The organism is Streptomyces sp. NPDC050485 (assembly GCF_044458185.1).
Taxonomy (GTDB): domain Bacteria; phylum Actinomycetota; class Actinomycetes; order Streptomycetales; family Streptomycetaceae; genus Streptomyces.
On sequence record NZ_JBITHR010000030.1, the window covers coordinates 36,589 to 62,290 of the forward strand.

Below are 25,702 nucleotides of genomic sequence, written 5' to 3' on the forward strand. Positions count from 1 at the left end.
AGGGCTGTTCGGCGCGCGCCGATCCGAGAGATGCATGTGACTCCTCCCCCTCGTAAACGAGGGGGCTTCTCGCTATGCCGGTTGGGCTTTGCGACGGACCAGCCCGGCCCGTAGAACGTTGAGTGCGCCCACTGTGTCCGCGTGTGCGGTGTGGCCGCACGAGACGCAGTGGAACTTCTCCTGGGTGGGCCGGTTCTCCTTGGCGACGTGCCCGCATTCGGGGCAGGCCCGGGAGGCCCCGTTGGGCAGGAAGCCGCCCGGCATCCCGGGGTCGGGCTTCGGCGCGGGAGCCTTAACCATGTTGCGGATCTTGAGGTCTTCGTGCGCGATGACGTCGTGCTGGCGTACGAGGTCAAGCGCGGTCTTGTGGGCGTGGTCCAGGCGCTGGCGGCGCACCTTGCGGTCCAGGTCGGCGACCTTGGCGACGGCCCGCTGATGGTTGGCCGTCCGCTTGTCGCGGCGCACACGCGGCAACCGGGCGAGAGCCTGCTGTGCGGCTTCAAGCTTCGCGGCGGCCCTCCGGCCGTGCCGGGGGTTGGGCACGAAGGCGCCGTTGGAGTCGGCGAGGAAGTTGGCTATGCCCACGTCGACGCCGACCACACTGCCGGTCGGCGGCAGAGGCCCGGGCTGTTCCTGCTCGACGGTGAGGATGACGTACCAGCGCTTGCCCTCACGCTTGACGGAGACGGTCTTGACCTTACCGACCACCGGCCGGTGCTGGTTGACCCTGACGTGCCCGGCACCCTGGAAGCGGACGCGGGTGGTCGGGTCGTGCGGGGTGGCATCCCAGCGGCAGCCGTCACCGTCCTTCGGGAAGTCCACCGTGTCGAACCACATCGCACCCCGAAAACGCGGATAGCCCGGCGTCTCACCGGACTTGACCCGCCGGATGAACGCGGCGAACGCCCTGTCCAGCCGGCGCAACGTCGCCTGCTGAGAGGAGAACGACCAGCGGCCCTGACGCTCCGGATCGAACGCCCGGATCTCCTTGAGCTGCGCCGACTGCACCCCGTACGTGATGCCCGTCTTCGACACGTGCCGCCACGCGTCGCGGCGTTCCTGCAACGCCCCGTTGTACAGCGAGCAGTGATCCCGCAGCATCTCACTCAGCGCGACCCGCTGGCCCACGGTGGGCCGCATGAGGAACGTGTACGCACGGATCACCCGGCCCACCCCCCTTCGGTCAAGGTGCGATCAACATAGTGCGAGCCACTGACAACGCACCGAACTCCCGCGCTCCGCGCCCTCCGTGCCATGGATACAGCACCTTCACTGTCCGCCACCCACAGCGCCTTCACCGACGCCATGTCCGCCAGCTTCCTGGTCGGCGCCGCCGGTGTCGTGGGCGCCGCGGTCCTGGCCGCCTTCCTCATGAAGGGGAAGGGAGCCCCCGCCGCCGACAGCGAGGCCGACGCGGGGCTGCCCGAAACGGAGGCGCCCCTCGCCGTCCACTGACCGGGCTGCCTGAGACGCCGAGAGCGGTGAGCGCGGCCCTTGCGGGTCATGGTCGCCGCTCTCGCGTCTACGTACAGCGTCCAGGGTTGCGAACACTGTGCGCGACCCGTACAGTGTTCGTTAGAACGAACGCCGTGCGGGTCGAATGGGGGGTTGGTCATGAAGTCAGAGAGTGGCAGTCAACTCTCCACAGCGCCGGGCCCGTTCGGCGCGTTCGTCCGGTTCGTGGCGTGTGGCGGCGGTACGGGGGTGGCCTCCACCGTCTCCCTGGCGCTGCTGGCCCTGGTGATTCCCTGGGCGCTGGCCAACGCGCTGACCACCGTCGCGTCGACCGTCGTCGCCACCGAACTGCACTCCCGCTTCACCTTCGGGGGCGGCCGGGCCGGGTGGCGTCGGCATCTGCAGTCCTTCGGCTCGGCCGCCGGGGCCTACGTGGTGACCTGCGCCGCGATGTTCGTACTGCATCTGCTCGTCGCGTCGCCCGGGGTGCTGTGGGAGCAGGTGGTCTACCTCTCGGCCGCCGGGCTCGCCGGCATCGGACGCTTCGTCGTGCTCCGCCTGTTCGTCTTCGGCGACGGCGACGGACGGGGCCAGGACCTGCCGGAGAGCCGCCCCGACGAGCCAACTACGGCTCCCGTCAAGGCGGTTGTGTCCCGGCAGGCGGGTCGCTGGGACGACCTCGGACTCGTGGGGGCCGGTGGGGGCCGTCGAGTGGGGAGCGCCTACTGGGGGTCGTCGCCGGGCCGGGCGCAGCGTGGACGGCGTCGGCCGCCCAGCGGCACGGCGGGCCAACGGCCGGGGCAGGGAAGGCAGTTCAGCACCGCTCGGGTGCGGGCCTGACGGGCCTGCGCCGCCGACCGAAACATCTGGATACGCGAGAGCAGTGACCTCGGCCGGTCAGCGCCGTGCCCACCGCCCTTGCCACACAGCGGGAGACGACATGCACACCAGCGCAGCGGACCTGTTAACGCCCGAGAGCCGCTCCGACGACCGTCCCGACAGCCGCCCCGACAGCCGGCTTGAGAACCGCCCCGCGATCGCGCGCCGGGCGGTGGCCTGGTCGGTGGACTTCGCGCTCGTCCTCGCCGCGGCGTACGCCATCGGCGTCTACACCGCCCACCAGATCGCCGACGTCTGGCACAACGCCCCCGAACTCGGCCTGTCCACCTGGCAGATCGTCACCGGCGACGGCGGCGCCATCGGCAAGGCGGGCCACCTCGCGACCTCGCTCTGGCACAACGTGGTCGTAGCCGTGATCCAGGGCTTCCTGCTCCTGGCCGCCACCACCTTCGCCTACCACTGGGCCACCCTCACCTTCGCGGGCCGCACCCTGGGCAAGGTGCTGGTCGGCGTGCGCATCACCCCGCACACCCCGGGCCGTGCCGCCGCCCGTGCCGCCGTCACCACCCTCGCCGATGTCGGCTGCTTCGCCTTCGCCTGCTGCCTGCTGGTCTCCGGACACCTCGTCTGGGCCGTCCTGGCCTGGCTGGGAGCGGTGGCCGTGTTCTGGTTCAACGCGCTGTCCGCGTACTCGGGCCGCACCGTGGCCGACCGGGTGGCGGGAACGGTCGTCGTGTACGCCCGTACGTCCGCCCACACCCCGGCGCCGAGCCCGCAGCCCCAGCCGTTCGCCCCCGCCGCGCCGCCCATGCCGCAGTACCAGCCCCAGTCGACCCTGACGCCGTGAGGCCCGGCGGCACCCCTTCCACTCCCAGCGACGTGCGTTTCGCGTGTGATTCGATGTGCGATTCGTATAGGGTGCGCTGCTGGAGGTGATGGATGTGGCCGATGAGCAGGACGAGTTGTTCGCCTCGATCGACGCGCTGCTGGAGCAGGTGTACGCGCAGGACGGGCTCCCGGAGCCCGCGGAGCGCAAGCGTCTGCGGAAGGCCGCGGGGCTGAGCCAGGAACAGGTCGCCAGGGCGCTGGACGTGCGCCGGGAGTCGGTGACGTCCTGGGAGGCCGGGCGCACGGAACCCAGGCCGCCGAAGCGGGCCGCCTACCTCCGCCTCCTGGACGGCCTCGCCGCCCGCCACCCGGCGCCGCAGGCCGCGGCCCCGGCGGCCGAAGTGCCTGAGGCGTCCGAGGCGTCCGAGGCGTCCGGCAGGCCAGCCGCTGTGCCGCGGCCTGCGTCCGAGTCGGCCGCTGTTCCCGAGTCGGCCGCCGCTTTCGAGGCCACCCCCCAATCGGCCGCCGCTCCTGAACCGGCCGCCGCGCCCGAGCCGACTGCCACGCCAGTTGCGCCTCTTGCCACCTCAGCCGCGGCTCCGCTGCCCGCGCCCGCCCGGCCGTCTGCGACGGTGCGCCGTCCGGCCGCGCAGAAAGCCGCGCAGAGGCCTCCGGCCAAGGCCGGGGCGAACACCATGACCATGACCAAGACCACGGCCATTACCGCCACCGCCGCCGCCAAAACCGGGGCCAAAGCCCGGGCCAAGGCACCCGCCCCCGTAAACGATCCGCGGTTCGCGCACGGTCCGATCGCCGTTCTGGACGGGGACGGATCCGCGTACTGCGTCGGCGGTCTGGTCCTGGACTGCCCGGCCGATGACATCGGCTCGCTGGTCGAATGGGCCCTGAACGAGGTGAAGTTGGGGGCGTCCCGGCTGCACCGCTCGGGCAAGGACGCTGACCCGCTGGTCGTCCTCACGGAGGCGGCCGCCGAACACCTCGGGCTTCCGGCCGCTCTGGAGGACCGGCGGGGCCTGCGGCTGCCGGAGGACCACAAGGCCGTCCAGCAGATCACCAAGGCGAAGTGGAAGCTGACCAGGCGCGGCTTCGGCCCGTGGGCCCGCGTCTACCGCCCGGCGCGTGCCGGGCAGCGTCAGTGCGTGCAGTTCGCGGTCCTGCCGTGGGGCGCGCTCGACGCCCGCGCCTGGGGGAGTGCGGGCCAGTTCCCGCCGGCCGAACTCGCCCGCGTCCTTGGCGACTACGCGACCCGGGTCATCACCCCGCGCGGCTCGACCGCCGTATCGGGTCTGGAGCTGATGACCGCGCTGCGCCCGCCGACCCGGGCGGTGAAGGACCCGCACTCCGACGCGTGGGTGTCCGGCCCGATGCCGGGCTCCCTCACCGAGCCGGTCGACCCGGCGCCCCCCGAGGCGCCCGACGAGCACCCCGTCGTCACCGCCCGCCACCCGCGCGGCCACCAACGCACCCCCGCCGACGTCCTCGACGAAGAGGCCTTCGACTGGATCCGGGACCCGCAGCTGCTCACCGATGCCGAGTGCACGCGGAAGTTCGCGGTGGGCATCGATGTGAACACGGCGTTCCTCGCCGCCGCGAACCGTCTCGTGGTCGGCCTCGGGGCGCCCGTCCACGTCACCGCCCCCGCCTTCGACAAGACGGTGCCCGGCTGCTGGCTCATCGACCTGTCGGGCATCGAGATGGACCCGCGCCTGCCCAACCCCTTCACATCGGACGGCGTACGCCCCGAGGGACCGGCCTGGTACGCGACTCCCACCGTGGCGTACGCCCATGAGCTCATCGGCGCGTACGGCCTGCCCGTCGCCCTCGCCCCCGTCGAGGCATGGCTGCGTCCGGAGAGCGGACCCTATCTCGACCCCTGGTACAAGCAGTTGAGCGAGGCGTACAAGGCGACGATGGCCGACCTCGGCATCGAATCCGGGATGGACGAGGGCGCGTTCCTCGCGGCGATGGAGACGTACAAGCAGACCGATCCGGGGACCGCCGCCGTACTGTCCGCGATCAAGTCGACGGTCAAGGGCGGCATCGGCAAGCTGCGCGAGCGGCCGCAGGGCGCGGGCTACCGGCCCGGTGAACGCTGGCCCGCGCTGGAACGCCCCACCTGGCGCCCCGACATCCGGGCCGCGGTGATCTCCACGGCCCGGGTCAACATGCACCGCAAACTGATCAAGACCGCCCTGGCGACGCAGCCGGTGGCGGCCCCCGTCGGGCACCTGCACTTCGCGGATGAGGCGCTGCTGCCCGTCGCCCTGCTGTCCGACTGCGCGGTGTACCTGGCCGACGGGCCCGGCCCGCTGGACTTCCTGCCGTACACCCCCGAGGGGAAGCCGGCACCCGGTACGTTCCGTCTCGGGGTCAGCCCCGGCATGGTCAAGCACGAGGGCACCCAGGAACTGCTGTGGGCGGTGAAGATGCTCGACGAAGGCCACAACCCCGCCCGGCACATCAAGGGCACCGACGCCGCGATCGACGGAGAGTAGACCACCTCGATGGGCATCATCGGCGACAGCCTCGACAAGGCCGCGGCGAACACGTTCACCCGGCCGCTCCCCAAGTCCGCCCAGGCGCAGATGAAGTTCCTGGTGAAACAGGAGAAGGGCTCCACCAGGGTGGTGGCGCAGCTGCTCGGCGTCTCCCAGCGCACCGTGGAGCGCTACCTCAAGGGCCAGCTCAAGCAGCCCCGTCCGGAACTCGCCGCCCGGCTCCGGGGCGAGGTGCGCAAGCGGTGGCAGCCGAAGGTCCGCGCGAGGGCGCAGCAGCAGGCCGCGGCGACCGGCGGCATCGTCATCGAGACCCGCGCCCGGTTCGGCTACACCGCGGCCCCCGGCACCTCCGACGACGGCCGGCTCCGCCTCATCACCCAGTCCCTGCCCCCCGCGTACGCGGCCCGCCTCTTCGAGGCGCAGTCCTCCGGCGCCACCGAGCAGCAGCTCCAGTCCATCGCCGCCGAAGGCCTCCAGGAGATCTACTTCAAGGACCGCGGCCGCCGGGCCCGCGACCTGCTGGTGGAGTTCACCGACATCGACTATGTGGAGCTCGACTACTAATCGAGTATGTGAAGCTCGGCTACGAGGGGTCGCGGACAAGACTGCTCGCGAAGGGCGTTGGCCGTCCCCGACGACGCGGAACTGGCACGAGCTCATCACCGAACTGTCCACGCGCAGCGACGAGTTCCGGCGGATCTGGGACCACCGGTGGGCTGGGAGTCGGCGGGGGTTTGGGGTTTGCCGCAGCCGCTGTGCCAGGTCCCCGCATCGCGGAAGCCACCTCGCGGGCAACAGCTCCAGACAGTAAGCCCGATCACCCGCCGACCCGCCTTGCCCGGGCCGGTCACGGCCAATTGGCGTACGCCCCACAAGGATCCGTGGAGGAGCCGTCCAGAACGAGGGGACGTACGGCGTTCGGTGTACGCATTATGCGAACGGCATGGCTACGGTAGGCCGTACAAAGATCGTTCACCTGGAGAAAGAGGACTGCCTTATGTCTGGCGATGAGACGCCGATCCCCTCGGTGTGGACCCGTCCGCACCGGCAGCGGGAGCAGTTGAGCCGCGAGCAGATCGTGTCCGAGGCCGTGGCGCTGCTGGACTCCGAGGGGCTCGATGCCCTGAGCATGCGGCGCCTGGGGACCCGCCTGGGCGCCGGGGCCACCTCGCTGTACCGGCATGTGGCCAGCAAGGACGAGCTCATCGAACTCGTCGTCGACGAGGTATACGGCGAGCTGGAAGTACCGCCCGCCGACGATGCCACGAGCTGGCGGAAGGCCGCCAACCACAGCGCCCACAGCCTGCGTTCGATGGTGCTGCGGCACCCGTGGGTCGCTTCCGTCCTCGGGCAGGTCGGGCTCGTCCACCTCGGGCCGAACGTGATGCGGATGTCGGACCGCATGCTCGCCGTGTTCGGCACGGCCGGCTTCGCCGCGGAAGAGGCCGACCAGGCCATGAACACCGTCATCGCCTGCGTCATCGGCATGACGACCAGCGAGGCCGCCTACCTGTCGATGATCGCCCGCAGCGGCAAGGACGAGCAGGAGTGGATGGAGAACCTGATGCCGGCCGCCGAGCAGGCCGCGCAGGACTACCCGCGCCTGCGCGAGGGCCAGAGCGCGCAGCGGGGCAAGAACCCCCAGCAGATCCGCGAGGATAACTTCGCGTACGCCCTCGAACGCGTCCTCGACGGCCTGGAGGCCCGGCTCTCCCGTACGGGCGGCTAGCGGACGGCGGCCCGAGCCAGGGGGCGCCTCGCCCGGTCAGCGGCGGGGCCAGCCGTAGGCGTCGATGAACTGTTCCAGGACCGGTGAGGTGCCGATGGCGAGCAGGATGCTCGCCTCCAGGCTGTCGGCGAAGCCGGCCCCGGGCCGGTTGGCGGCGCGCTCCATCCGCTCCTGCGTGCTGACGGCGACCATCCCGCCGCCGACGACGTGGTGCCAGATCTCGGCGTACTGGCTGGCCGGCAGCACCAGCGCCGTCGATCCGCGCTCGGGGCGCGGGCCCTGGAACTCCAGCTTCAGCTTGACCAGCGGAGCGGGGCCGCCGAATCCCGCCCACGCGGTGCCGACATCCATCCGGTCGTAGAGCGCCACCCCGCCGATCTCGTCGAGCAGCGCGAACGCCTCGGCGAACTGGGGCGCCGGCCCGAAGGTGCGCTCGTCCTCGTGCACGAGGACGGTGAACAGGGCGTCCAGTGGTGTGAGGCCCGGCCCGTTCTCCGGCTGGACCACCGCCGCCCCGGCGGCGAGTACCGTCCCGGCGAGGAAGTCCTGCCGATGCCGTCCCTCGTCCCCGGGCTCGAAACGCGTACTGCGGATCAACTGCCCCTGCATCGGCGCCCCCAGCAACGGCCCGCCCGCCCGCTCCCTGCGTGCCTCGCGCCGCCGTTCCTCACGGTTCATGGTGTGCCCCCGCCACTCGCGTACTGGTCCCGGCCAGCCTGCCACGATCCATGGCTGGCACACCTAGCCATCGACAAAGGTGACCGTCTCGGCGGCTCTCAACTGTTTTCGTAGACGTCCAGAAAGACGCCTCCCGCATCGCTGCCGACCCGCCGATCACCTGGCCGCGGGCTCTGCACCGCGATGACACCCGGCGGCGGGGAAACGTGACCGGTGAACGAGCACGACGGCGTCGCGAAGCGACCCGGATTCGTTCGGTCGCTGGCTCGGTCTCGGGAAGAAAGTGCAGGTCACAAGGGTACGGAAGACGAAACAGCGACTGAAGCGACTGAAGGCTCCTATCTATGACGTGCATACGCACACACGCACACGCACGCGGGAATGTCCTCATAGATCCGACTCTGGGTCGCTTCGGTCGCTGGTCGCTCGGTGAGATGCCCGCTGACCTGGGAGTTCTCCAACTCCCTTGGTCCGCCCGTTCAGTCGCTGAGGCGCTGTACGGCTTCAGTCGCTGTCCGGGGAGAGGAGGGAGGTGCTCAGGCTTTCGGCAGGGTGATGCCGAGTTCGCGCATCGCCTCGGACTCCGGGCCGCCCTCGGAGCGCTGCGTCTTGTAGCCCTTGACGCGGGGAGCGATCGTTCGGGGGTCGACGGCTTCCGACGGGGCGCCCGATGCGTAGAGGCCGCCCGGCTGACCGTCGCGGTCGTGGGGGGCCAGCCAGAACACGCGGCGCAGGAAGGTGCCGGAGGCGCGCGAGGAGCGGGCGTCGGGGCCGAGCACCGCGTAGCCGACCATGCGGCCGCCGCGGTGGTAGGCGGGCTTGCCCCGGCGGGTGGGCAGCCGGTCCAGGCTCTGGCGCACGTAGTCCAGGTCCGTCGTGTCCTCGAGCCACACGAGCTCGCTCTCGTGGGCGAGCTGCTCGGGCTCGATCAGGGCGCTCATGAGGTTGCTCCCACTTCAGCGTTGAGCCCGATGCCGGGATAGAACTTCCGCTGATTCGAAAGGATCATGTCTTTGGGGGTGGCGATGCCGACAGTCTCCCGTACCCGGGCGGCGAAGGCCCTGGACGAGACCGGGTTGGCACCTTCCAGCTGGCACCAGTTCTTGTAGCTGTTGTAGAGCTGGGCCTGCTCGGCGCGCATGGCGGGCTCCAGCGTGCAGCACTCGCCCAGGAAGCGCCCGGTGTGGTCCTCGGTCTCGGCGTACGCGGTCGTGGCGGTACGGACCTGCTGCGGGCCGGTGAGGTCGCGGGAGCCGGTGAGGTAGCGACGGGCGCCGGTTACCAGCCAGTTGAGGATGCCGGGGCCCTCCTCGGTGACCAGGACGTCGGCGAGGTTGTCCACCTGGCGGTCGTCCGCGACGACCCGCTCGAAGGGGATGAGCTTCATCCTGCGCCAGAACGCGTAGCCACCGGTGCCCACTTCGGGACGGTGGTTGCCAAGCAGCCACAGCTTGTGGGTCGGGCTGAAGCCGAAGAAGTCCTGACGCATCCGGCGGGCCTTGATGCGGTCGCCGCCGGTGAGCAGCTTGACCCGGGCCTCGTCGAACCGGTCGCCGGGCTTGAGCTCCGAGCACACGATGATGCGCCGGCCGTGCAGCTCGGCCAGGTCGGTGGGGTGCCCCTCGAAGGGGCGGGCCATCAGGAACCCGGGCGGGGCGGCGTCGGCGTAATCGCCGAGCAGCTTGACCATCACGTCCAGCAGTACGCTCTTGCCGTTCTTGCCCTGCCCGTAGAGGAACGGCATGATCTGCGCGCCGACATCGCCGGTGATGGAGTACCCGAGCAGTACGTGCAGGAAGTCGATCATCTGGCGGCCGTCGGCGTCGTCGCCGAAGGTGTCGGTCAGGAACTGCTGCCAGCGCGGTGTGGCCATGGTCCGGGACGGGACGCTCGTGGCGCGCGAGTGGTAGTGCTTCTCGGGGTCGGGCGGGGCGAGGGTGCCCGTGGTGAGGTCGATGACGCCCTCGGGGGTGCACAGCGCGTACGGATCGGCGTCCAGCAGGGAGGCGTTGAGGACCATGCCCGGTGCGGCCTTGGCCTGCATCAGCATGGCCTTCATCCCCGACGTCGACAGCGCCCGGCGCCGGTGGCGGCGCAGCGCGGAGTCCGGGTACCGCGCGCGGGCATCGGTCTCGGCGAGCGACTCGGCCATCTCACCGGCTGCCCACAGGACGTTGTCGTCCTCGTCGATCTCCCAGCGGAAGCCGGACCAGCGGTACCAGCCGAGCCCCGGCACATGCCGGAAGTCCCGCCCGTACAGGGACACGAACAGCTTGGCGTTTCCCCGGTCGCTGAGGCTGTCCGGCAGCAGCCCGTGCTCGGTGGCCTGGGCCGCCATGGATTCAGGCGCCGCGGACTCGGGGGCCGGCTGGGCGGGGACGGCGCCGTCGGGGGAGCCGAGCATGATCTGGCGGGCGACTTCGACCGGGTCGAACAGCCCCTCCTGGGAGGACGGTGCGTCGGTCACGTACGTACTCCCGGATCGAGCGGCCGTCGGCTCCCCGCGCTCATCCCGCTCCGGATGATCTGCAGACAGCGGCGTTCCTGGCCGGGGCGCGCCTGCGCGGCGGCCGCCACCAGCACGGCCTCCGCGTCGGCGAGGTTCATCCGGCCGGCTCCCACCAGGCCGCCCGCGGTGAAGGCGGCGCGGTTGAGCTTCTCGGTGAAGCCCGCGCCCTCGGCGGTGGCGGCGCACTCCGTCACCGAGGTCAGCACGGTGGCCAGGGCGCGCGCCGCGGCGTCCCGGCCACCGCTCGCGGCGATGACGGCGGCCCGGGCCCGGGAGGGAACGGGCGTCGCGGTACGGGGAGTTGTGGACGAAGGGCGGTGGCCGGTGCGCTCCAGTTCCGCGGCGAGCCAGTTCGGCAGCGGGGCCGGGCGCCTGACGGGACGGCAGGCGGTGTACGTGCCGACGGCGGTCGTGGTGCCGGGCGCGATGATGTAGCCCCCGTGGGCCCGCACATCGACCTGCCAGGCCAGCGCCCGCCGGGCACTTGAGCCGTTCGAGCACCGCCAGGTGTGTCCGGGCCGCGCGGTGTACCACAGGTGCAGGCCCCCCGAGGGGGTGCGCACCCGCAAGGTGGTGTCGTCCTGGCTCGGGTCCGGTGCGCCGCGCAGGGCCGCCAGCAGGGCCAGGCTGTGGAAGCCGTGCCGCAGACCGCCCAGGGACACCGAGGCGGGGATGTGGATGCCCGGCAGCAGCCGGTCGGGGTCCGGCAGCGGCGCCGCGTGCGCGTCCACGTCGATCACCACGAGGTTCGCGGGCCCGCAGGCCACGCCCACGCCGAAGCGGGGCTGCTCGGACCACCAGGCCAGGATCCGGGCGGTGTCGGTGGTGGCGGCGTGGAATCCGTGGCACCAGCGACCGGCGGCGATGCAGGGGCATCCCTGGGCGCTGTGCGGTTGGTCCCGGCAGGGGGCGCAGTTGGCGGCGGGCGTCTTCCGGCCCGGCGCCAACGGAAGTACGGGCCAGCCCTGTTCGGCGCACCACAAAGCGGTGCTCAGCGGCGTCCCCGCTCTGCGCCCCTCGTGCTCGATCGCTACCCGCTGCGATGAGTCGCTACCTGAAAACCCCAGGTCAGGGGGCATGGGTGGTTCCTTTCAGCGACCGTAGCGACTCACGTTCTAGATGCGTTCAGCACAGGCTAGTGCAGAGCGCTCGAACAGTCTCGCGGTCGGCGAACTCGACGAGGCGAAGATCCCCGACCGGGGCGGCCGCCCCGTGCAGCGACCGAAGCGACCGTCTCCGGGCATTGATGTCGACAAGAGGGGAGAGGGGTGCAACTTCCGCTTCTGTGCCACTTTTTGACGAACCGTCCGTTGGTGGCGGCACTGCTCTGCCGCCGCCCCGGCACCGGTCCGGCCGCGGCACGCCGGGCGGCCGGAGGAGGCGGTGGGAACGGCTCGGAAAGCAGCGCTGCCGACGGTTTCCGTACGGTCACCGGGGCCGGCCATCAGCCGGTCAGGAGCGCGTCCGTGTCGGAAGCGGGTCCACGTCAGGTACTACGTCCGCCGACACCGGCCGCCGCGCACTCGTCTGCGCGCCGTTGTGTCCGACGGACCCGGCGGTGACGTAAGAGAACGTCCCTCGGTGCTGAGCATGCCTTTTCCCCCGGGCGTGCGAAGTGGCGCCCCGCGGCCCGCAGGCGCGCAGAGCCTGGCTGTGCTGTGCGAGCACCGGCCCCCGCTGGCGGCCGATCCCCCTGGCGTGCGCCCGATCCGCCCTCACCCTTCGGCGCACTTCCCCAGCAAAATAAAGGGTGAGCGGTCTGTTTGTCGAGTGACGGGGGAGGTGTGCTGGGGCGGAAGCCGGGTTCCTTCAGGGGCGGAAGGACGGATCGTGACCTGATGGGCCGTCACCCAACTGTCCGGCCCGCCCGGTTGGCGCTGCCCGGTCGGTGTTCGAGGCCCATCCGGCCTGGCCTGGCTCATCGGTGACGCCCACTCCCGCCAGGGCAAGCCGCCAGACGCTTTCGAGCTGGGCGACGCCGCTCCCGGCTGCCACCCCCGTGCCAGGGCGGCCCCGCAGAAACGCCTCCGCGCCCGCCGTCAGGTACTCGACCAGCATCGTGACCTCCGCGGGCCGGGCCCCGCCCCGCAACTGCCCATTGCTGTGCGCCTGGTCGAGCAGTTGCTTGACGACCGGAAGCCAGATGTCCGACCAGCCTCCGGTGCCCGGCCGCTCCCTGGCCAGCCGTACCGCACAGCGCACGGCCGTCTCCTCCTCCAGCAGGCGGGTGAGCTCCAGGGACAGTTCGACGACCTTGCGCAGCGCGGGACCGGGCCGCGCCGAGACCCGCAGCAACGCGGCCTGGGTCAGCGCGCGGCCTTCGTCCATCACCGCGTCGGCGAGTTCGCCCTTGGTCGGGAAGTGGAAGGTGACGGCGCCGAGCGAAGTGCCCGCGGTCCTGCACACTTTGACCAGGGAGGTGCCCTCATACCCCTCCCGGTCGAAGTGCGCGGCAGCGGACCGCACGACGGCCGCCCGCGTCCGGAACGCCCGGCCCTGCTGCTTCGTCATGGTCGCTCCGAGTGGGGATTGCTGATGGACGTGTGGGGCGCGACGAGTCTCCGCGATACGGAAGTTCCGTGCTTCCGCACCCGCCCAGTATCGACGTGAGACTGCCCGGCGTGCGCGGAATGCTTCATGCCGGTGGCACATGGTCGGAAATGCGAGTGTGGGTGGGTGGGGGCACGACGCCCGCCCCCGGAAGTGAAGCGGGGGTCGTCTACCTCTAGGCCTCCGGGCTGTCGGCATCGGGCGCTTCGTCGTGCTGCGCGGGTGGTCACGCGGGGAGCGGGGTCGTGCCGGCGATTGAGGCGTCGAGGTGTCGGTCGATGGAGGCGCCGTTGGCGATGGGGATGGTGGCCAGCATCTCGGCCGGAATGTCGAATGCGTCGACGAGGGTCATCATGTGCGGGGCGAGCTCGGCGACGACGGCATTTTCAGTCCTCGGCAGCGCACGCACCTGGTCGGCGGTCATGTGGTCGTCGGCGAGCAGGTCACCGGTGTGCTCTTTGATCTGCCTGAGGAGGAACAGCCGGCACAGGCTCTCCAGCAGGAAGCGGGCCGTGGGATCCACGGCCTGGGCAGCGGCCGAGATGAAGGCGTCAGCGGCCTGGAGACGGGCATGGACGGAGACCATCTCCAGCGCGGCGGGGGAGGTTTCGTTCCATCGGGACAGCGGGTCACCAGACGGGCCCTGACGCAGGGCGGTGCGGGCCCGGTCCTGCCACAGAGCCTCGACCTCGGCGAGCAGGTCGCGCAGGAAGTGCAGGTCCGTCAGATTCCGTTCGTCGGCTGGGAGTTCCGCGGACCTCTTGCGGTCGACCTCATGGCCGAGCACCATCTCGGAGGCGGCCTTTACCCAGATCACGAGGTTGTCGCCCTCAGCCGTGATCCCGCCCTCGACATTCAGGGGGAGATCGGACAGGCCGTTGGCAGGGAAGAGCCCCTGTGCTCCGCACCGCTCCCGGCACTCGATCGTGATTCCCCGGGCCTGCCAGGTGATCCACCCCTTGGCGATGGCCACCAGACGCTCGACCTCCGCCCGGTCCTCGTCGGTGTGCCCGGCCCAGCGGGTAACCGTGGTCCGGTGCAGGAAAGTCATGGCGTACGCCGTGGCGAGTTTGTCGAGAAGGCGGCCGTGATGACTGCGATGGGCGGCCAGCGCCACCCGCTCACCGGCCTTGGTCCCGGCGATGAAACGGTTGTGGGCGTAGCGCACCGCGATGGCAAGCGCTGTGCGGGACATCCCCAACGTGCCGGCGCTCATGCAGAGCTTTCCCATGGTGATGCGGCCGATGGAGCGAAGCAAGCGTTTGCGGCGATTGCCGAGGTTGCTGCTCAGCCTTCCCTCGGAGTCCAGCCGGCCGTGTGCGGCTTCCAGCATGGCCTCGCGAGGCAGCCACACGTGGTCGAATGCGGTGAGGCAGTGGTCGACCGGGGTCCCGGTCCGCTGCGGCAGCGGGCGGACCTTCACTCCGGGCAGGTGGCCGTTCTCGTCGCTCAGCGGGGTCAGGAAGAGGAAGACCCCGTGGTCCTGGCCGTCGATCAGCAGTCGGGCCGCCACCACGGCGCTCTTCGGGCCACCGATGGCGCTGGTGTTCGGCATGAACTTCTGCGCTCCCGGAGTGGGAGTGTCCAGGACGAATCCGTCGGTCGTACGGTCGAGCACCGCTGTCGTCTCCATCGAGGCCACGTCATTGCCGTGTTCGAGCTCCGTGCACAGAAACGTTCCTGTGCGCTTCATCGAGGTGAAGGCGGACAGGTCGCGGCCGTCAGTGTTGTGATCGAGGAGGCTGCCGAGAAAGAGGTTGTAGTGGATGCTGGCCACCGTGCACAGACCACCGTCCACGGGCCCTGTCCACTCGTGCAGGCTGGCCAGCCGATGAGGGTCGTTGGCCAGCTCCGCGGCGTTGTCGACGACCTCATTGACCAGACGCAGCCGGTCGTAGGAGAGGGCGGTTCGCTCGTCCGGCGACAGCCCCGTCCGGTAGGTGAAGTTTCGGCCACCGGCAAGGTTGCGCCAGGTCTCGTGGATCCGGTCCCGGTCCTGTCTGTCGAAGAGCAGGTGTGCGAGCTCGCCGGCCGCCATGGCCGAGGGCCCGAATGCGAGACGGCTGAGCGGACCGTTGCCACCAACGGTCCCCTCCATCTCTGCGTCTATGAAGGTGTTCTTCTGGAACGTCAGCAAGGTCATGGACCTCTCCCCGTTGATGAGGAACCCGATGGGATGGGAATCTCAGCCACGAAGATACGTACCAACCGGTTTTGTTTTCAAGTCCCTTTGAGGGGCGGCTCCGGAGCCTCGGATGGCGCAGAGCGGCTGCGAACCACACCGGAATGGCGCATTCCGGGCATAACATGCCCACGCCGGGTGACCGCAGGTGTCAGTTCCTGCAACGAGCGTCGCGGGTGTCCGGTATTGAAAAACCGATCTGCTGGTTTTATTCTTGGATGCAGTCCCCTGATCGCAAGTGACGGTCAGGCTATGGGGCATGTAGAGGTGGTATGGGGTTGTTCGGTGCGCGCCCGTCATGCAGGGCTAGTCGATGCTAGAATACGAACCCTTTGGTTTATTTCTGGCTGATCGGGGGCTGGTATGGAGGTGGGTTGTGGCGCGGCAGGAACGAGCCATCCGGACGCGGAAGAAGATTCTTGTGTCGGCAGCGGAGGTGTTCGACGAGGTCGGATATGAAGCAGCGACGATCGCCGACATCCTGAAGAAGTCCGGCATGACCAAGGGAGCGCTCTACTTCCACTTCACGTCGAAGGAAGAGCTCGCCCAGGCAGTGCTGGCGGAGCAGGTCGCCGCGATGCCTCTGGTTCCGGAGCGGGAGCTGAAACTGCAGCAGTCCCTGGACGAGTCGCTGCTGCTCACTCACTTGCTCGGGCGGGACTGGGGCGATCCGATCATCCAGGGCAGCATCCGCCTTACCGTGGACCAGGGGTCACCGAAAGACGGTCTGGACCGGCAGGTGCCGATGGCGGGGTGGATTGAACACAACGTAGCCGTCTTCGGGGAGGCCAAGGAGAACGGGGAGATCCTTCCGGACACGGACGTGCTTCGCGTGGCGAAGTTCATGGTCGCTTCCTTCACCGGTATCCAGGTGCTGTCAAGGATCATGACCGATCGGATGGACATGGCGGAACGGGTGGTCGACCTCTACCGGCATGTGATGCCGTCCATCGCGGTGCCCGCCGTGCTTGTCCGGCTGGACTTCACGGCCACGAGGGGGCCGCAGATCTACGAGGCGGCAATGAGGCTCCGTGAAGATTCGGAGCTCGTGCTGCCTGGCTGAGCCGAGTTTCCCACCGGCCAGCCGCCGGGGCTGTGAGTGCTCTCCGCGCACAGGACTTTGGAACGTGAAGACGCAGGATCCATTGACCGGAGGCACGGATGAGGCAAGCTGTCTGCCCTTATGCGCTGGACGTGACGGGAAGCGATCTCGCAGGTGAGGCTGCCGCGTTGCAGGCACAGGGGCCGGCCGTCGAGGTGCTGCTCCCGGGGGGAGTGGCAGCGTGGGCCGTCACTCAGCACCGCTATGTCAAGCAGCTGGTGCTGGACCCGCGGGTGTCCAAAGACGCCCGGAAGCACTGGCCCGCTTTCATCGAGGGGCGCATAACACAGGAGTGGCCGCTTTATCACTGGGTGTCGGCGAAGAACATGCTGTTCGCCTACGGTGAGGACCATGGACGGCTGCGTCGGCTCGTTGCAGGGGCGTTCACCGCGCGGCGTGCGGAGATGCTCCGGCCGCGAGTCGAGGCAATCACTGCCGAACTGCTTGATGGCCTGGCGGCCATACCGGCCGGACAGCAGATCGACCTGCGGGCGTCGCTCGCCAAACTGCTGCCCGTACGGGTGATTTGTGAACTGTTTGGGGTCGCCGAAGACGCCAGAGCCCCTCTGATTGCTGCGATCGACACGACGATCAGCACCGGGGTGACACCGCTGGAGATCTATGCGGCGCAGAGCAAGGTCTTCGAGTTGCTGGCCGAGCTGGTGGCCGCGAAGCAGGCCCAGCCCGGTGACGATCTGACGTCCGCGCTGATCGCGGTTCGAGATCAGGGCGACGGCCTCACTCAGCAGGAGCTGGTCGACACTCTGAACCTCGTGATCGGGGCGGGGCAGGAGACGACGAGTTCCTTGATCTGCAGCGCCGCTGCGGCCCTGCTCGACCAGCCCGAGCAGCTGGAGCATGTACGGTCCGGCCGGGTGAGCTGGCGGGATGTGATCGCCGAGACCACTAGGACGCACGGTCCTGCGGCCTACATCCCCCTGCGGTTCGCTGTGGAGGACATCGATCTGGGCGGCGTCACCATCAAGAGAGGTGATCCCATCATCGTCTCCTTCGCCGCTGTTGGTCTCGATCCGGAGCATCACGGGCAGGACGCGGCTGTATTCGATGCTCGGCGGACCGATCGTCACGACAGTCTGGGCTTCGGGCACGGTGTCCATTACTGCCTGGGTGCACCGCTGGCCCGTATGGAGGCCACCGTCGCGCTCTCAGAACTCTTCGCGCGCTTCCCGAAGATGGCGTCGGCGCGTCCCTTGGAGTCGATCGAACCCATGCCGTCGTTCATCGTCAACGGGTACAGCTCCCTTCCCGTGGTGCTGAGGCCGATCGCCGCCTAGTCCCGTACTCCGCCGCAGGACCAAGCCAGACGAACTCCGCAGCCTCCCTGGGCTGCGGAGTCCGTCGTTTGGGACACCATGTGGCCGAGATCTGCGCAGGTGTCGCTCAAAACCGCCCGAGCGGTTTATTATTGTTCCCTCGTGCGGACGATGCCCGACGGGGAGAGTCGCTGCGTGCACTCGGGTCATTACGCCAATGTCCCGGGGTTGGGGGAAGCGTGCAGGCCATTCCGCCATGAAGTCCATATTTGCCCCCTCTGCACCACCGGAGCCCTCTGATGGCCAAACAGGATCGCGCGGTACGTACGCGTAACGCCTTGATCGAGTCTGCCGCCGAGCTTTTCGACAGCGACGGCTATGAACTGGCCTCGCTGTCCACGATCAGCACACGAGCCGGGGTGAGCAGCGGCGCGCTGCACTTCCACTTCGCCAGCAAGGCGGCCCTGGCCGACGCGGTCGGTGAGGCGGCGGCTCAGCGGCTCGATCGAATCACCCAGCAACAGGCCGACGGCGCCCTGCAGGCGTTGATCGATGCCACGCACGCCCTCGTTCAGGGCCTTGATCACGATGCGGTGCTGCGAGCGGGGTTCGGCCTGAGCGACAGCCTCGAGCACGTACGCGTGGGCACGGGCCTGCGCGGCAGGTGGCAGGAATGGGTGGAGGACTCCCTGACTCAGGCCGGCAGGGAGGGTGCGCTGGCGCCGGAACCGTCGGCGCGGGACGCGGCGACGGCTGTGGTGGCCGTCACGGTGGGGCTGGAGACCCTGGGCCGTCAGGACGAATGGTGGCTCTCGCACACCCCTCTCACCCGGTTCTGGCGGCTGCTGCTGCCGAGGCTCGCGGCGTCTTCCTGTCTCGACACCCTTGTGGCGTCCGGTACCAAGGTCGGGACGCCCTAGCGGTGGGCACGCACCTGCCGCAACACCGGGTCACCGGGACTGCGGCGGTCCGGTGATCAGCCTGTGAGTATCGGGTGGGGGGAGCGGGTCGTCCTGTCCAGCGACCGCTGCGTGCCTCGAGCGGTGCCGCGCCCGCCGGGGTGTGCGCCGGCCAGGTCGAGCATGGTGAGCGCCGCCGGAGTGGCCAGGCTCGGAAGAACGACCTCCCAGAATCTGGTGAGCGTTTCCGGGGAGAGCCACTCGGCGTCGTTCCTGGCGAGCAGTTCCATACCGGTGGTCGCCGCCACGATGGAGGCGGCCGCGTCATGAAGAGCGGCGCCCTCGGCGAGCAGGTGCTCGTCCGCGGCCTGCGCAAGCAGGCGTTGGACGTACTTCTGCCACTCCTGGCACATGTCCCACTCGGTCTCGCACGCCGGGTCGCCGTTCAGTTGAACGCCGGCGCGCGCCACGACATCGTGGCGGAGCGTGTCCGCCAAGGCGTGCGATGCGTTGATCAGTCTCTGCAACGCGTCCATGCCGGGCCGCAGCGTCGCCGCATGGGCTGCCGCGCGCAGTGACACGGCGGCTGTGGACTGCACCGTCGAGGCCAACGCGGCCTTGCTCGCGAAGTGGAAGTGCAGGGCGCCGGTGCTGACCCCGGCGGCGGCGCTGATCTCCGCCAGCCTCGCCTGGACGTATCCGCGCTCTTGGAACGCCTCCGCCGCGGCATGGACGAGTGAGCGCAGGGTGCGCACGGCGCGCTCCTGTTTCAACACCGGTGGCTCCTCAGGGTTCAGAGACAGAAATAATAAACCAACCTAGCGGTTTGGTTCTAGAGGGCCGAGTCCCATTTCTGCCAATCGGGACATCTCGCTGCGGCGGCCGCTGTGCGCGACTGGCGTGCGGGCCAGATCTGAACAGTGTGCGCCGATATACGCACTGTACGGGCGGCTGAACGCTGTACGCAAGGCGGCACGCCGTGCGGAAAGAGGTGTCGAGCGGTGTTGTAGCGAGCTTCGAGGGAGGAGTTAGAAACCAGGGGTGCGGTATGTTTTTATGGTTGTGGGCTGATCCTGGCGGGCTCCGACGTCGATCCTGGCGGGGCTTCGACCGCTTTCGTCGCGCCGGAGCACCCCGAATTTCGCCGGACCCCAGGTCCGGCACCTGTCGCTGTCGCGAGCCCTCCTGACTGTAGGTGCGCTTGAGGCGCCGTGGACCTGCATAAAAACAGCGCGAACGGTTTGGTATTGACAAACCGCCCGCCCCGTTTTTTACTCGTCATGTGCCGAGAACTGGTTCAGCCGCAGCCCTCGGACGACTGGCGGCTCATGACTCATACGCGATACACGAACAGGGGACACGGCGTGGACATCGATGTACTGGGCGCATTGGCCGTCAGGGAGAACGGGATCTCGGTCACGCCGACCGCACCGAAGCCGCGGCAGGTGCTGGCGCTGCTCGCGCTGCACGCCGATCAGGTGGTGCCCATGGCCTGGCTGATGGAAGAACTCTGGGGCGAGCGGCCCCCGCGCAGCGCGCGGACGACGCTGCAGACCTACATCCTGCAACTGCGCGAGCTCATCTCCGCGGCGCTGGAGCACGACCCCGAGCACACCGGGTCGCGTACCGCCAAGGACGTGCTCGTCACCATGCCCGGCGGCTACCTCCTCAAGACCTCGGGCGGCACCAGCGACGTCCGAGAGTTCGAGCGGCTGTCCGGCATGGGATACCGGGCGATGGACGCCGAGGACTTCCCGAACGCCGCCCGCCAGCTGCGCGAGGCCCTCGTGCTGTGGAGCGGCTCCGCCCTGGTCGACGTACAGGCCGGCCCGCAGCTGGAGATGGAGATCCTGCGCCTTGAGGAGACCCGGCTGTGCGCCCTGTACCAGCGCATCGAGGCGGACCTGCGGCTCGGCCGGCACCGCGAACTCCTGGGGGAGCTGACCGTTCTGGTCAGCCGCTACCGCACGCATGAGAACCTGCACGGCCAGTTCATGCTGGCGCTGCACCGTTCCGGCCGCCGCGGCGAGGCGCTCGACGTCTACCAGCGGCTGCGCAACTCCCTGGTGCGCGACCTCGGTCTCGAACCCTCCGTCGGACTGCGGCGGTTGCAGCGGTCGATCCTCACCGCCGGCCCCGAGCTCGTCCTGGACGCGCCCGCCGCCGGCGACGAGCGGCTCACCCGCGTCGGCTGATCAACGGCCGACCAGGCATTTGGTACGAGAGGAAAGGAGACCGGGATGCAGGCCAGGTCTCAGCGGACCCGCCGCAGGCTGGTCCACGCGGGGGCGCAGACCTTCGACCGGAACGGTTTCGCCCGGGCCACCCTGTTGCAGATCGCCAGGGCGGCGGGGATGACCAAGGGCGCGCTGTACTTCCACTTCGGCTCCAAGGACGCGGTGGCCGAAGCGGTCCAGGAGCAGGGCCGCGCGCTGCTGCGGGACTTCGTGCAGGACCAGTGGGAGCGGGGTGTCCCACCGGTGCAGGCATTGATCGACATGACGCACTGGCTGGCGCGCAGCCTGCACGGGGACCCCGTGATCCGGGCCAGCTTCCGCATCACCAACGAATTCACCGGACGGCCCTCGCCGGTCTCCGACTTCCACCAGGAGTGGATCACCGAGGTGCTGCGGCTGACCGGCCCGGCCCTCGCCGAGGGCGAGGTGCTCGACCGGGGCCCCGGCGACGGGCCGGAGACGCTGCTGTCCGCTGCGGTGTGCGGCATCGTGACGCTGGCGGGCACCGGCATGACGTTCCCCGAACTCAGCCGCAAGGTAGGCGCGTTGTGGGACTTCCTGCTGCCGGCCCTCGTGCCGCCGGGCCATGTGGCGCGCTATCGCACCGACGCCCCGGCCCTCCCCGGCGAACTTGCCGAGGCGGCTTAGCCGCCCCCCACACCCTTTGCCCCCCCACACCCTTAGCCGCCCCCCAACACACAAACACCACTGATGACCCCCGCGGACTCGGACCGCGGGGGTCGATTCGTGTGTCTGGGGCGGCAGGACACCCGCCGCCATGGGGCCCGTCCCCGGCCGGGGGCGGGACCGGGGGCGGGACCGGGGGCGGGACCGGGGGCGGGACCGGGGGCGGGACCGGGGGCGGGGGCGGGCGGTTACGACGGGTGCGGGAGCAGCGCTGTCATCGCGTCGAAGCGGCGTACCAACTCCGCCTGCTCGCGGTTGAGTTCGTCGATCCGCTCCTGCAGCCGAGCCACCTCGCGGCCCAGGTCGAGTGCGTGCGCCACGGTGGCGGGCTGTGCGGGAGCCGGTCGGCTCCGGGGGGCCGACAGGCTGGGGGACTGGTGGAGGATCGCCTCCATCCGGCCGCGCAGGGCAGGGCCAGGACCGATACCGAGGGCGCTCGCCAGACAGCGACGGGCCCGCTCGTACACGCCCAGCGCCTCGGCCTGGCGGCCGCTGCGGTAGAGGGCGACCATCAGCAGGTCGTAGAAGCGTTCGCGCAGTGGATGATCGGCCGTCAGTTTCTCCAACTCGCCCGATATCTCGCCGTGTTGGCCACAGCGCAGGCTCGTCTCGTACAGCGCCTCCAGCGTCGTGAGCCGCTTCTCCTCCAGGCGGGCCGCCTCGGCCGCGCAGATCGGTCCGTACCGGCTGTCCTGAAGCGCCGGCCCGTGCCACAGGGACAGGGCGTGGCGCAGGAGTTCCAGGGCACGGGCGGGATCGGAAGGGGCCGTCGCCCGGCTCTGCGCCGAGAGACGCTCGAAGTGCTGTACGTCGGTGGTGGCCCGGCCCAGGGTGAGCAGATAGCCGGTGGGCAGGGTGCTGATCCATTCGTGGCCGGGCTCTCCGGGGGCGTCGCCCGCGGGCAACAGCCGTCGCAGCCGGGCCACATGGGCCTGCAGCGCGTTCGGCGCGTTCGTCGGGGGCCGGTTGCCCCAGAGCTCCTCGATGAGCCGGTCGGCGGAGAGCAGTTCACCGGCGTGGATGACGAGCGCGGAGAACAGCGCCCGCTGCTTCGAGCCGGAGGGCGCGATGGCCGCTCCGGTGCGACCGTCGTGGATCCCGACCGGTCCCAGGAGGCGGAACTCGGTCTCGGCGCAGGCCCCCGCCATGGTGGGGGAGCGCAGGTCGAGGACGGTCATCGCGGTACCGCGGCGGCGGCCTTCGCGATCGCGAGGGCACGGCCCGCGTCCTTGGTGATCTGCTCGATCAGCTCGGTGGGATCGTCCCGGAAGTAGAAGTGGCCGCCGTCGAACAGGTGGAGGCCGAGGAACCGCTCGGCCAGCGTGGACCAGCCGTCGAGCTGCTCGGGCGGCACCGTCTCGTCGTACTTGCCGCCGAAGGCGGACACCGGCACGGTCGCCGGCAGCGCGGTGGGCGCGGGGCTCCACGTCTCGCCGAGCCGCAGGTCGGCCCGGATGGTGGGCTCGAAGAGCCCCCACAGGTCAGGGGCGTCCAGTACGGCCTGGGGCGTGCCGCCCAGCGCGGCGACCGCTCGGCGCAGTGCGGCGTCGGACAGCAGGTGGCGGTGGGTCGCGTCGTCGATGTGGGTCGCGCCGCGCGCCGAGAGGCCCAGCCAGACGGGCGGCGTCCGGCCCTCGGCGAGCAGCCGCCGGGTCAGCTCGTACGCGACGACGCCGCCCATGCTGTGCCCGAACAGGGCGAAGTTTCCGGTGAGTTGGTCGCCCAGCTCGGCCACGAAGTGGTCCACGACCGCACCCACGTCGGCGAGCGGCCGCCGGTCGTCCAGCGGTCCGCGGCCCGGCACGTCCGGCGTCCGGACGTCCCAGCCGGACGGGAACCGGGCCGGCCAGTCGCGGTACATCAGATGCGAACCACCCGCGTGGTGGAACACGAACAGGCGCAGCTCCATGGTGTCTCCGTCGACGGTTCCGGTCAGGTCTTCGGACGATAGCCGCCGCACACCGGCCCCGGCGGATTCCGCGAGCCGGCTTCGACTGCCCGTACAAGGGTCTTCGAGCGGACCCGGTACGAACCTCTCACGGTCTCGGGAGAAATCGAGCTTCGGGCGTGCCGGCCTGGCGGCTCGGCTGGTGGGTGACGAGTGAGGCCTTCGCGAGATGGGTCTCGGCGGAGGTATCGCGGCGTCTGTGCGTCCCTTGTTGTGCCACGTGTCCGACCGGGACGATCATCGTGTCTGCCGAGGCTGTAAAGCGGTGGACAGCTCTCCGGTGCTGGGCGAGCATCTCCGCGATGAGCAACGAACTTCTCTCCGCCCCCGAACGCGTCCGCTTCGTCGAACTCAGCGTCAAGGCGCTGCGGGCGCTTGCCGACGGTGACCTGGCTGGCGGCAGCGCCGAGGCCGGGGTCGCCCTGGACGAATACTTCGTGTCTGACCGGGCCCGCGGGATCTTCGGCTATCGCGCTGACCAGCTCGCGAAGGACCCGTCTGTCGCGCCCTGGATCGTGCGGGCCGTGGTGTCCGAGCCGGGCGGGGCCGTCGTCGGCGACTGCGGGTTCCACGGGCCGCCGGACGAGGCCGGCATGGTCGAGGTCGGTTACACCGTGGTGCCCGGGTATCGCCGCCAGGGCTATGCCCGCGCCATGCTGACGGCGCTGCTCGTCAGGGCCGCCGCCGAACCCGGTGTCAGGACCGTGCGGGCCACTGTCAGAGCCGACAATCACGCTTCCCTGGCCACCATCGCGGGCTTCGGTTTCACGCGCGTCGGCGAGCAGGGGAACGAGCGCGACGGGCTTGAGATCGTCTTCGAGGTCCTGGCAGACGCGATTCAGGCCGAGTAGCACGGCGGACGTGGTGATCGTCCCGGTCGGGCCGTGACATGAGAAGGGCCGCACGGGTTGGGTGAGTTGTGAAGCTGACCTGGGCCCGTGCGGCCTGTTCCCATCCTGCCCTGTCCGGTGTCTCGCGCGCACATGTCGGCGAGTTGTTCGCCGAGCTCGCCAGTGCGACAGCTCACCCTCTGGTGAATCGCGGATCAAGTCTTAGGCGAGGTCGTCGCGGGTGACCCGGCGGTGCCGGGTGCGCCAGGTGCTGCGCGAGCGGATGAGCTCGTCCTCCATGACGCACACGTGCAGGACCTTCGACGTGCCGCCGGGCGGCGTGGTGTACGCCAGCGCGGAGCAGCGGGTGTGCAGCGTACCGTCGAACTGCGGCAGCACGTCGAGCTTGCCTATCCACCGCTTCAGCCCGGCGCCGTAGCGCTGCTGCCGGGCCTGGTCGCGGCGCACGGTGTCGGCGAGCCCGGCGCGGCCGCGCACCGGCGTGCTCAGGGGCGGCACCTCTAAGACGGCGTCCTCGGTGAACGTCAGGGCCCAGCGCTCGGCCTCGTGGGCGTCGAAGAGCGTCAGCTGATGGGTGTAGAACTGCTCGACCTGCGCGTACAGCGAGGCGAACTCGGTCTTCCCCGTGGGTTCGACGCGGATCTCGGTGGTCATGCGATCTGCCTTCCTCTGCCAGGAACGTCCCTCTTCCAGGAACGTCCAAGGGATACGGAGATTTCGGACCCGCCGGTCCGGGGCTTCACGCCGCCGGTCTGACCCCGGCGCGCAGCAGTCCGTAGGCGTACGCGTCCTCAAGAGCCCGCCAGGATGCGGCGATGACGCTGTCGGCCACGCCCACCGTCGTCCATCGGGCGGCGCTGTCGGAGGTGGTGACCAGGACGCGGGCCGTGGACTTCGTGCTGTGCTCGCCGCCGAGGATGCGGACGGTGTAGTCCACCAACTCCAGCTTGGCGAGCTCGGGATAGAGGCGTTCGAGGCCCGTGCGCAGGGCGCGGTCGAGGGCGTTGACGGGGCCCTGGCCGTCGGCGGTGGCGACGATGCGCTCGTCGCCGACCCACAGTTTCACGGTCGTCTCGTCGCAGTGGGTGCCGTCCGGGCGGTCCTCGACGATGGCCCGCCAGGATTCGATGCGGAAGTAGTTGCGGGGGCCGCCTTCGACTTCGTCGCGCAGGAGGAGTTCGAAGGAGGCGTCGGCGGCTTCGTAGGTGTAACCCGCCAGTTCGCGTTCCTTGACGCGTTCCACGACGCGGGCGACGGTGGCGCGGTCATCGCCCAGGTCGACGCCGAGTTCCTTGCCCTTGAGCTCGATGGAGGCCCGTCCGGCCATGTCGGACACCAGCATCCGGATGTGGTTGCCGACCAGACCCGGATCGATGTGCTGGTAGAGGTCGGGGTCGACCTTGATCGCGGAGGC

General features: G+C 69.9%; 24 protein-coding genes. 12 read left to right on the top strand and 12 right to left on the bottom strand.

Features of this window, described 5'->3' with window-relative positions; genetic code table 11:
* Positions 1–72: 72 nt before the first annotated feature.
* Entirely contained in the window at positions 73–1,164 is a 1,092-nt protein-coding gene (locus ACIBK6_RS36870) for an RNA-guided endonuclease InsQ/TnpB family protein (protein ID WP_399056953.1), read from the bottom strand.
* Between the two features lie 90 nt (positions 1,165–1,254).
* Here ACIBK6_RS36870 and ACIBK6_RS36875 point away from each other — a divergent pair, with 90 nt between their 5' ends.
* The 6 genes from ACIBK6_RS36875 to ACIBK6_RS36900 all read left to right on the top strand — a co-directional run bounded on the left by ACIBK6_RS36875 (position 1,255) and on the right by ACIBK6_RS36900 (position 7,371).
* On the top strand, positions 1,255–1,455 hold the full coding sequence (locus ACIBK6_RS36875) for a hypothetical protein (RefSeq protein ID WP_399056951.1): 201 nt from the start codon (positions 1,255–1,257) through the stop codon (positions 1,453–1,455).
* A gap of 159 nt (positions 1,456–1,614) precedes the next feature.
* Positions 1,615–2,295 (top strand): GtrA family protein, encoded by a 681-nt coding sequence (locus ACIBK6_RS36880; RefSeq protein WP_399056950.1) that lies wholly within the window; start codon positions 1,615–1,617, stop codon positions 2,293–2,295.
* Between the two features lie 100 nt (positions 2,296–2,395).
* Complete coding sequence (locus ACIBK6_RS36885; protein WP_399056948.1) at positions 2,396–3,142, top strand: RDD family protein; 747 nt, start codon at positions 2,396–2,398, stop codon at positions 3,140–3,142.
* An 88-nt stretch (positions 3,143–3,230) separates the two neighbouring features.
* Positions 3,231–5,639, top strand: a complete 2,409-nt coding sequence (tap, locus tag ACIBK6_RS36890) for a telomere-associated protein Tap (RefSeq protein WP_399056962.1) — start codon at positions 3,231–3,233, stop codon at positions 5,637–5,639.
* Positions 5,640–5,648: 9 nt separating this feature from the next.
* A complete protein-coding gene (gene tpg / locus ACIBK6_RS36895; protein WP_399056944.1) occupies positions 5,649–6,206 on the top strand; it encodes a telomere-protecting terminal protein Tpg in 558 nt (185 codons plus the stop codon).
* Between the two features lie 433 nt (positions 6,207–6,639).
* Complete coding sequence (locus ACIBK6_RS36900) at positions 6,640–7,371, top strand: TetR/AcrR family transcriptional regulator (protein WP_399056943.1); 732 nt, start codon at positions 6,640–6,642, stop codon at positions 7,369–7,371.
* 36 nt (positions 7,372–7,407) lie between these two features.
* On the opposite strand, the gene ACIBK6_RS36905 is transcribed toward ACIBK6_RS36900, so the two are convergent.
* From ACIBK6_RS36905 to ACIBK6_RS36930, 6 genes are all read right to left on the bottom strand, one after another.
* The gene (locus ACIBK6_RS36905; protein ID WP_399056941.1) at positions 7,408–8,049 is read right to left on the bottom strand and encodes a hypothetical protein; all 642 of its coding nucleotides are present in this window, start codon (positions 8,047–8,049) and stop codon (positions 7,408–7,410) included.
* Positions 8,050–8,585: 536 nt separating this feature from the next.
* Entirely contained in the window at positions 8,586–8,990 is a 405-nt protein-coding gene (locus ACIBK6_RS36910; protein WP_399056939.1) for a DUF6009 family protein, read from the bottom strand.
* Complete coding sequence (locus tag ACIBK6_RS36915) at positions 8,987–10,453, bottom strand: phage/plasmid primase, P4 family (protein ID WP_399056964.1); 1,467 nt, start codon at positions 10,451–10,453, stop codon at positions 8,987–8,989. Before ACIBK6_RS36915 ends, ACIBK6_RS36910 begins: the two co-directional genes overlap by 4 nt.
* A gap of 59 nt (positions 10,454–10,512) precedes the next feature.
* Positions 10,513–11,637: a bifunctional DNA primase/polymerase gene (locus ACIBK6_RS36920; RefSeq protein WP_399056937.1), complete on the bottom strand. Its 1,125-nt coding sequence runs from the start codon at positions 11,635–11,637 to the stop codon at positions 10,513–10,515.
* 730 nt (positions 11,638–12,367) lie between these two features.
* A complete protein-coding gene (locus ACIBK6_RS36925; protein WP_399056935.1) occupies positions 12,368–13,069 on the bottom strand; it encodes a TetR family transcriptional regulator in 702 nt (233 codons plus the stop codon).
* Positions 13,070–13,334: 265 nt separating this feature from the next.
* Complete coding sequence (locus tag ACIBK6_RS36930) at positions 13,335–15,251, bottom strand: acyl-CoA dehydrogenase (RefSeq protein ID WP_399056933.1); 1,917 nt, start codon at positions 15,249–15,251, stop codon at positions 13,335–13,337.
* A gap of 415 nt (positions 15,252–15,666) precedes the next feature.
* Between ACIBK6_RS36930 and ACIBK6_RS36935 the strand changes: the two genes are divergently transcribed.
* The 3 genes from ACIBK6_RS36935 (at position 15,667) to ACIBK6_RS36945 (ending at position 18,586) form a co-directional block, all read left to right on the top strand.
* Complete coding sequence (locus ACIBK6_RS36935) at positions 15,667–16,353, top strand: ScbR family autoregulator-binding transcription factor (RefSeq protein ID WP_399056931.1); 687 nt, start codon at positions 15,667–15,669, stop codon at positions 16,351–16,353.
* A gap of 98 nt (positions 16,354–16,451) precedes the next feature.
* Positions 16,452–17,687, top strand: a complete 1,236-nt coding sequence (locus tag ACIBK6_RS36940) for a cytochrome P450 (protein WP_399056929.1) — start codon at positions 16,452–16,454, stop codon at positions 17,685–17,687.
* Between the two features lie 278 nt (positions 17,688–17,965).
* On the top strand, positions 17,966–18,586 hold the full coding sequence (locus ACIBK6_RS36945) for a ScbR family autoregulator-binding transcription factor (protein ID WP_399056928.1): 621 nt from the start codon (positions 17,966–17,968) through the stop codon (positions 18,584–18,586).
* 56 nt (positions 18,587–18,642) lie between these two features.
* On the opposite strand, the gene ACIBK6_RS36950 is transcribed toward ACIBK6_RS36945, so the two are convergent.
* The gene (locus ACIBK6_RS36950; RefSeq protein WP_399056926.1) at positions 18,643–19,341 is read right to left on the bottom strand and encodes a ScbR family autoregulator-binding transcription factor; all 699 of its coding nucleotides are present in this window, start codon (positions 19,339–19,341) and stop codon (positions 18,643–18,645) included.
* A 588-nt stretch (positions 19,342–19,929) separates the two neighbouring features.
* Here ACIBK6_RS36950 and ACIBK6_RS36955 point away from each other — a divergent pair.
* Together ACIBK6_RS36955 and ACIBK6_RS36960 are read left to right on the top strand one after the other, a co-directional pair.
* On the top strand, positions 19,930–20,760 hold the full coding sequence (locus ACIBK6_RS36955; RefSeq protein WP_399056925.1) for a BTAD domain-containing putative transcriptional regulator: 831 nt from the start codon (positions 19,930–19,932) through the stop codon (positions 20,758–20,760).
* A gap of 45 nt (positions 20,761–20,805) precedes the next feature.
* Positions 20,806–21,450: a ScbR family autoregulator-binding transcription factor gene (locus ACIBK6_RS36960; RefSeq protein ID WP_399056923.1), complete on the top strand. Its 645-nt coding sequence runs from the start codon at positions 20,806–20,808 to the stop codon at positions 21,448–21,450.
* A 227-nt stretch (positions 21,451–21,677) separates the two neighbouring features.
* On the opposite strand, the gene ACIBK6_RS36965 is transcribed toward ACIBK6_RS36960, so the two are convergent.
* Together ACIBK6_RS36965 and ACIBK6_RS36970 are read right to left on the bottom strand one after the other, a co-directional pair.
* The gene (locus ACIBK6_RS36965) at positions 21,678–22,667 is read right to left on the bottom strand and encodes a BTAD domain-containing putative transcriptional regulator (RefSeq protein WP_399056922.1); all 990 of its coding nucleotides are present in this window, start codon (positions 22,665–22,667) and stop codon (positions 21,678–21,680) included.
* Positions 22,664–23,398 (bottom strand): thioesterase II family protein, encoded by a 735-nt coding sequence (locus ACIBK6_RS36970; RefSeq protein WP_399056921.1) that lies wholly within the window; start codon positions 23,396–23,398, stop codon positions 22,664–22,666. Before ACIBK6_RS36970 ends, ACIBK6_RS36965 begins: the two co-directional genes overlap by 4 nt.
* A gap of 341 nt (positions 23,399–23,739) precedes the next feature.
* On the opposite strand from ACIBK6_RS36970, the gene ACIBK6_RS36975 reads away from it, so the two are divergent.
* On the top strand, positions 23,740–24,288 hold the full coding sequence (locus ACIBK6_RS36975) for a GNAT family N-acetyltransferase (RefSeq protein WP_399056920.1): 549 nt from the start codon (positions 23,740–23,742) through the stop codon (positions 24,286–24,288).
* A gap of 201 nt (positions 24,289–24,489) precedes the next feature.
* Here ACIBK6_RS36975 and ACIBK6_RS36980 read toward each other — a convergent pair whose 3' ends face one another.
* Both ACIBK6_RS36980 and ACIBK6_RS36985 read right to left on the bottom strand, forming a co-directional pair.
* Positions 24,490–24,942 carry a nuclear transport factor 2 family protein gene (locus ACIBK6_RS36980; RefSeq protein WP_399056918.1) on the bottom strand — a complete coding sequence of 151 codons (453 nt, stop codon included), beginning with the start codon at positions 24,940–24,942 and terminating at the stop codon, positions 24,490–24,492.
* Between the two features lie 85 nt (positions 24,943–25,027).
* Positions 25,028–25,702 (bottom strand): alpha-isopropylmalate synthase regulatory domain-containing protein (locus ACIBK6_RS36985; protein ID WP_399056917.1); only part of this gene is annotated, 675 nt, incomplete at its 5' end.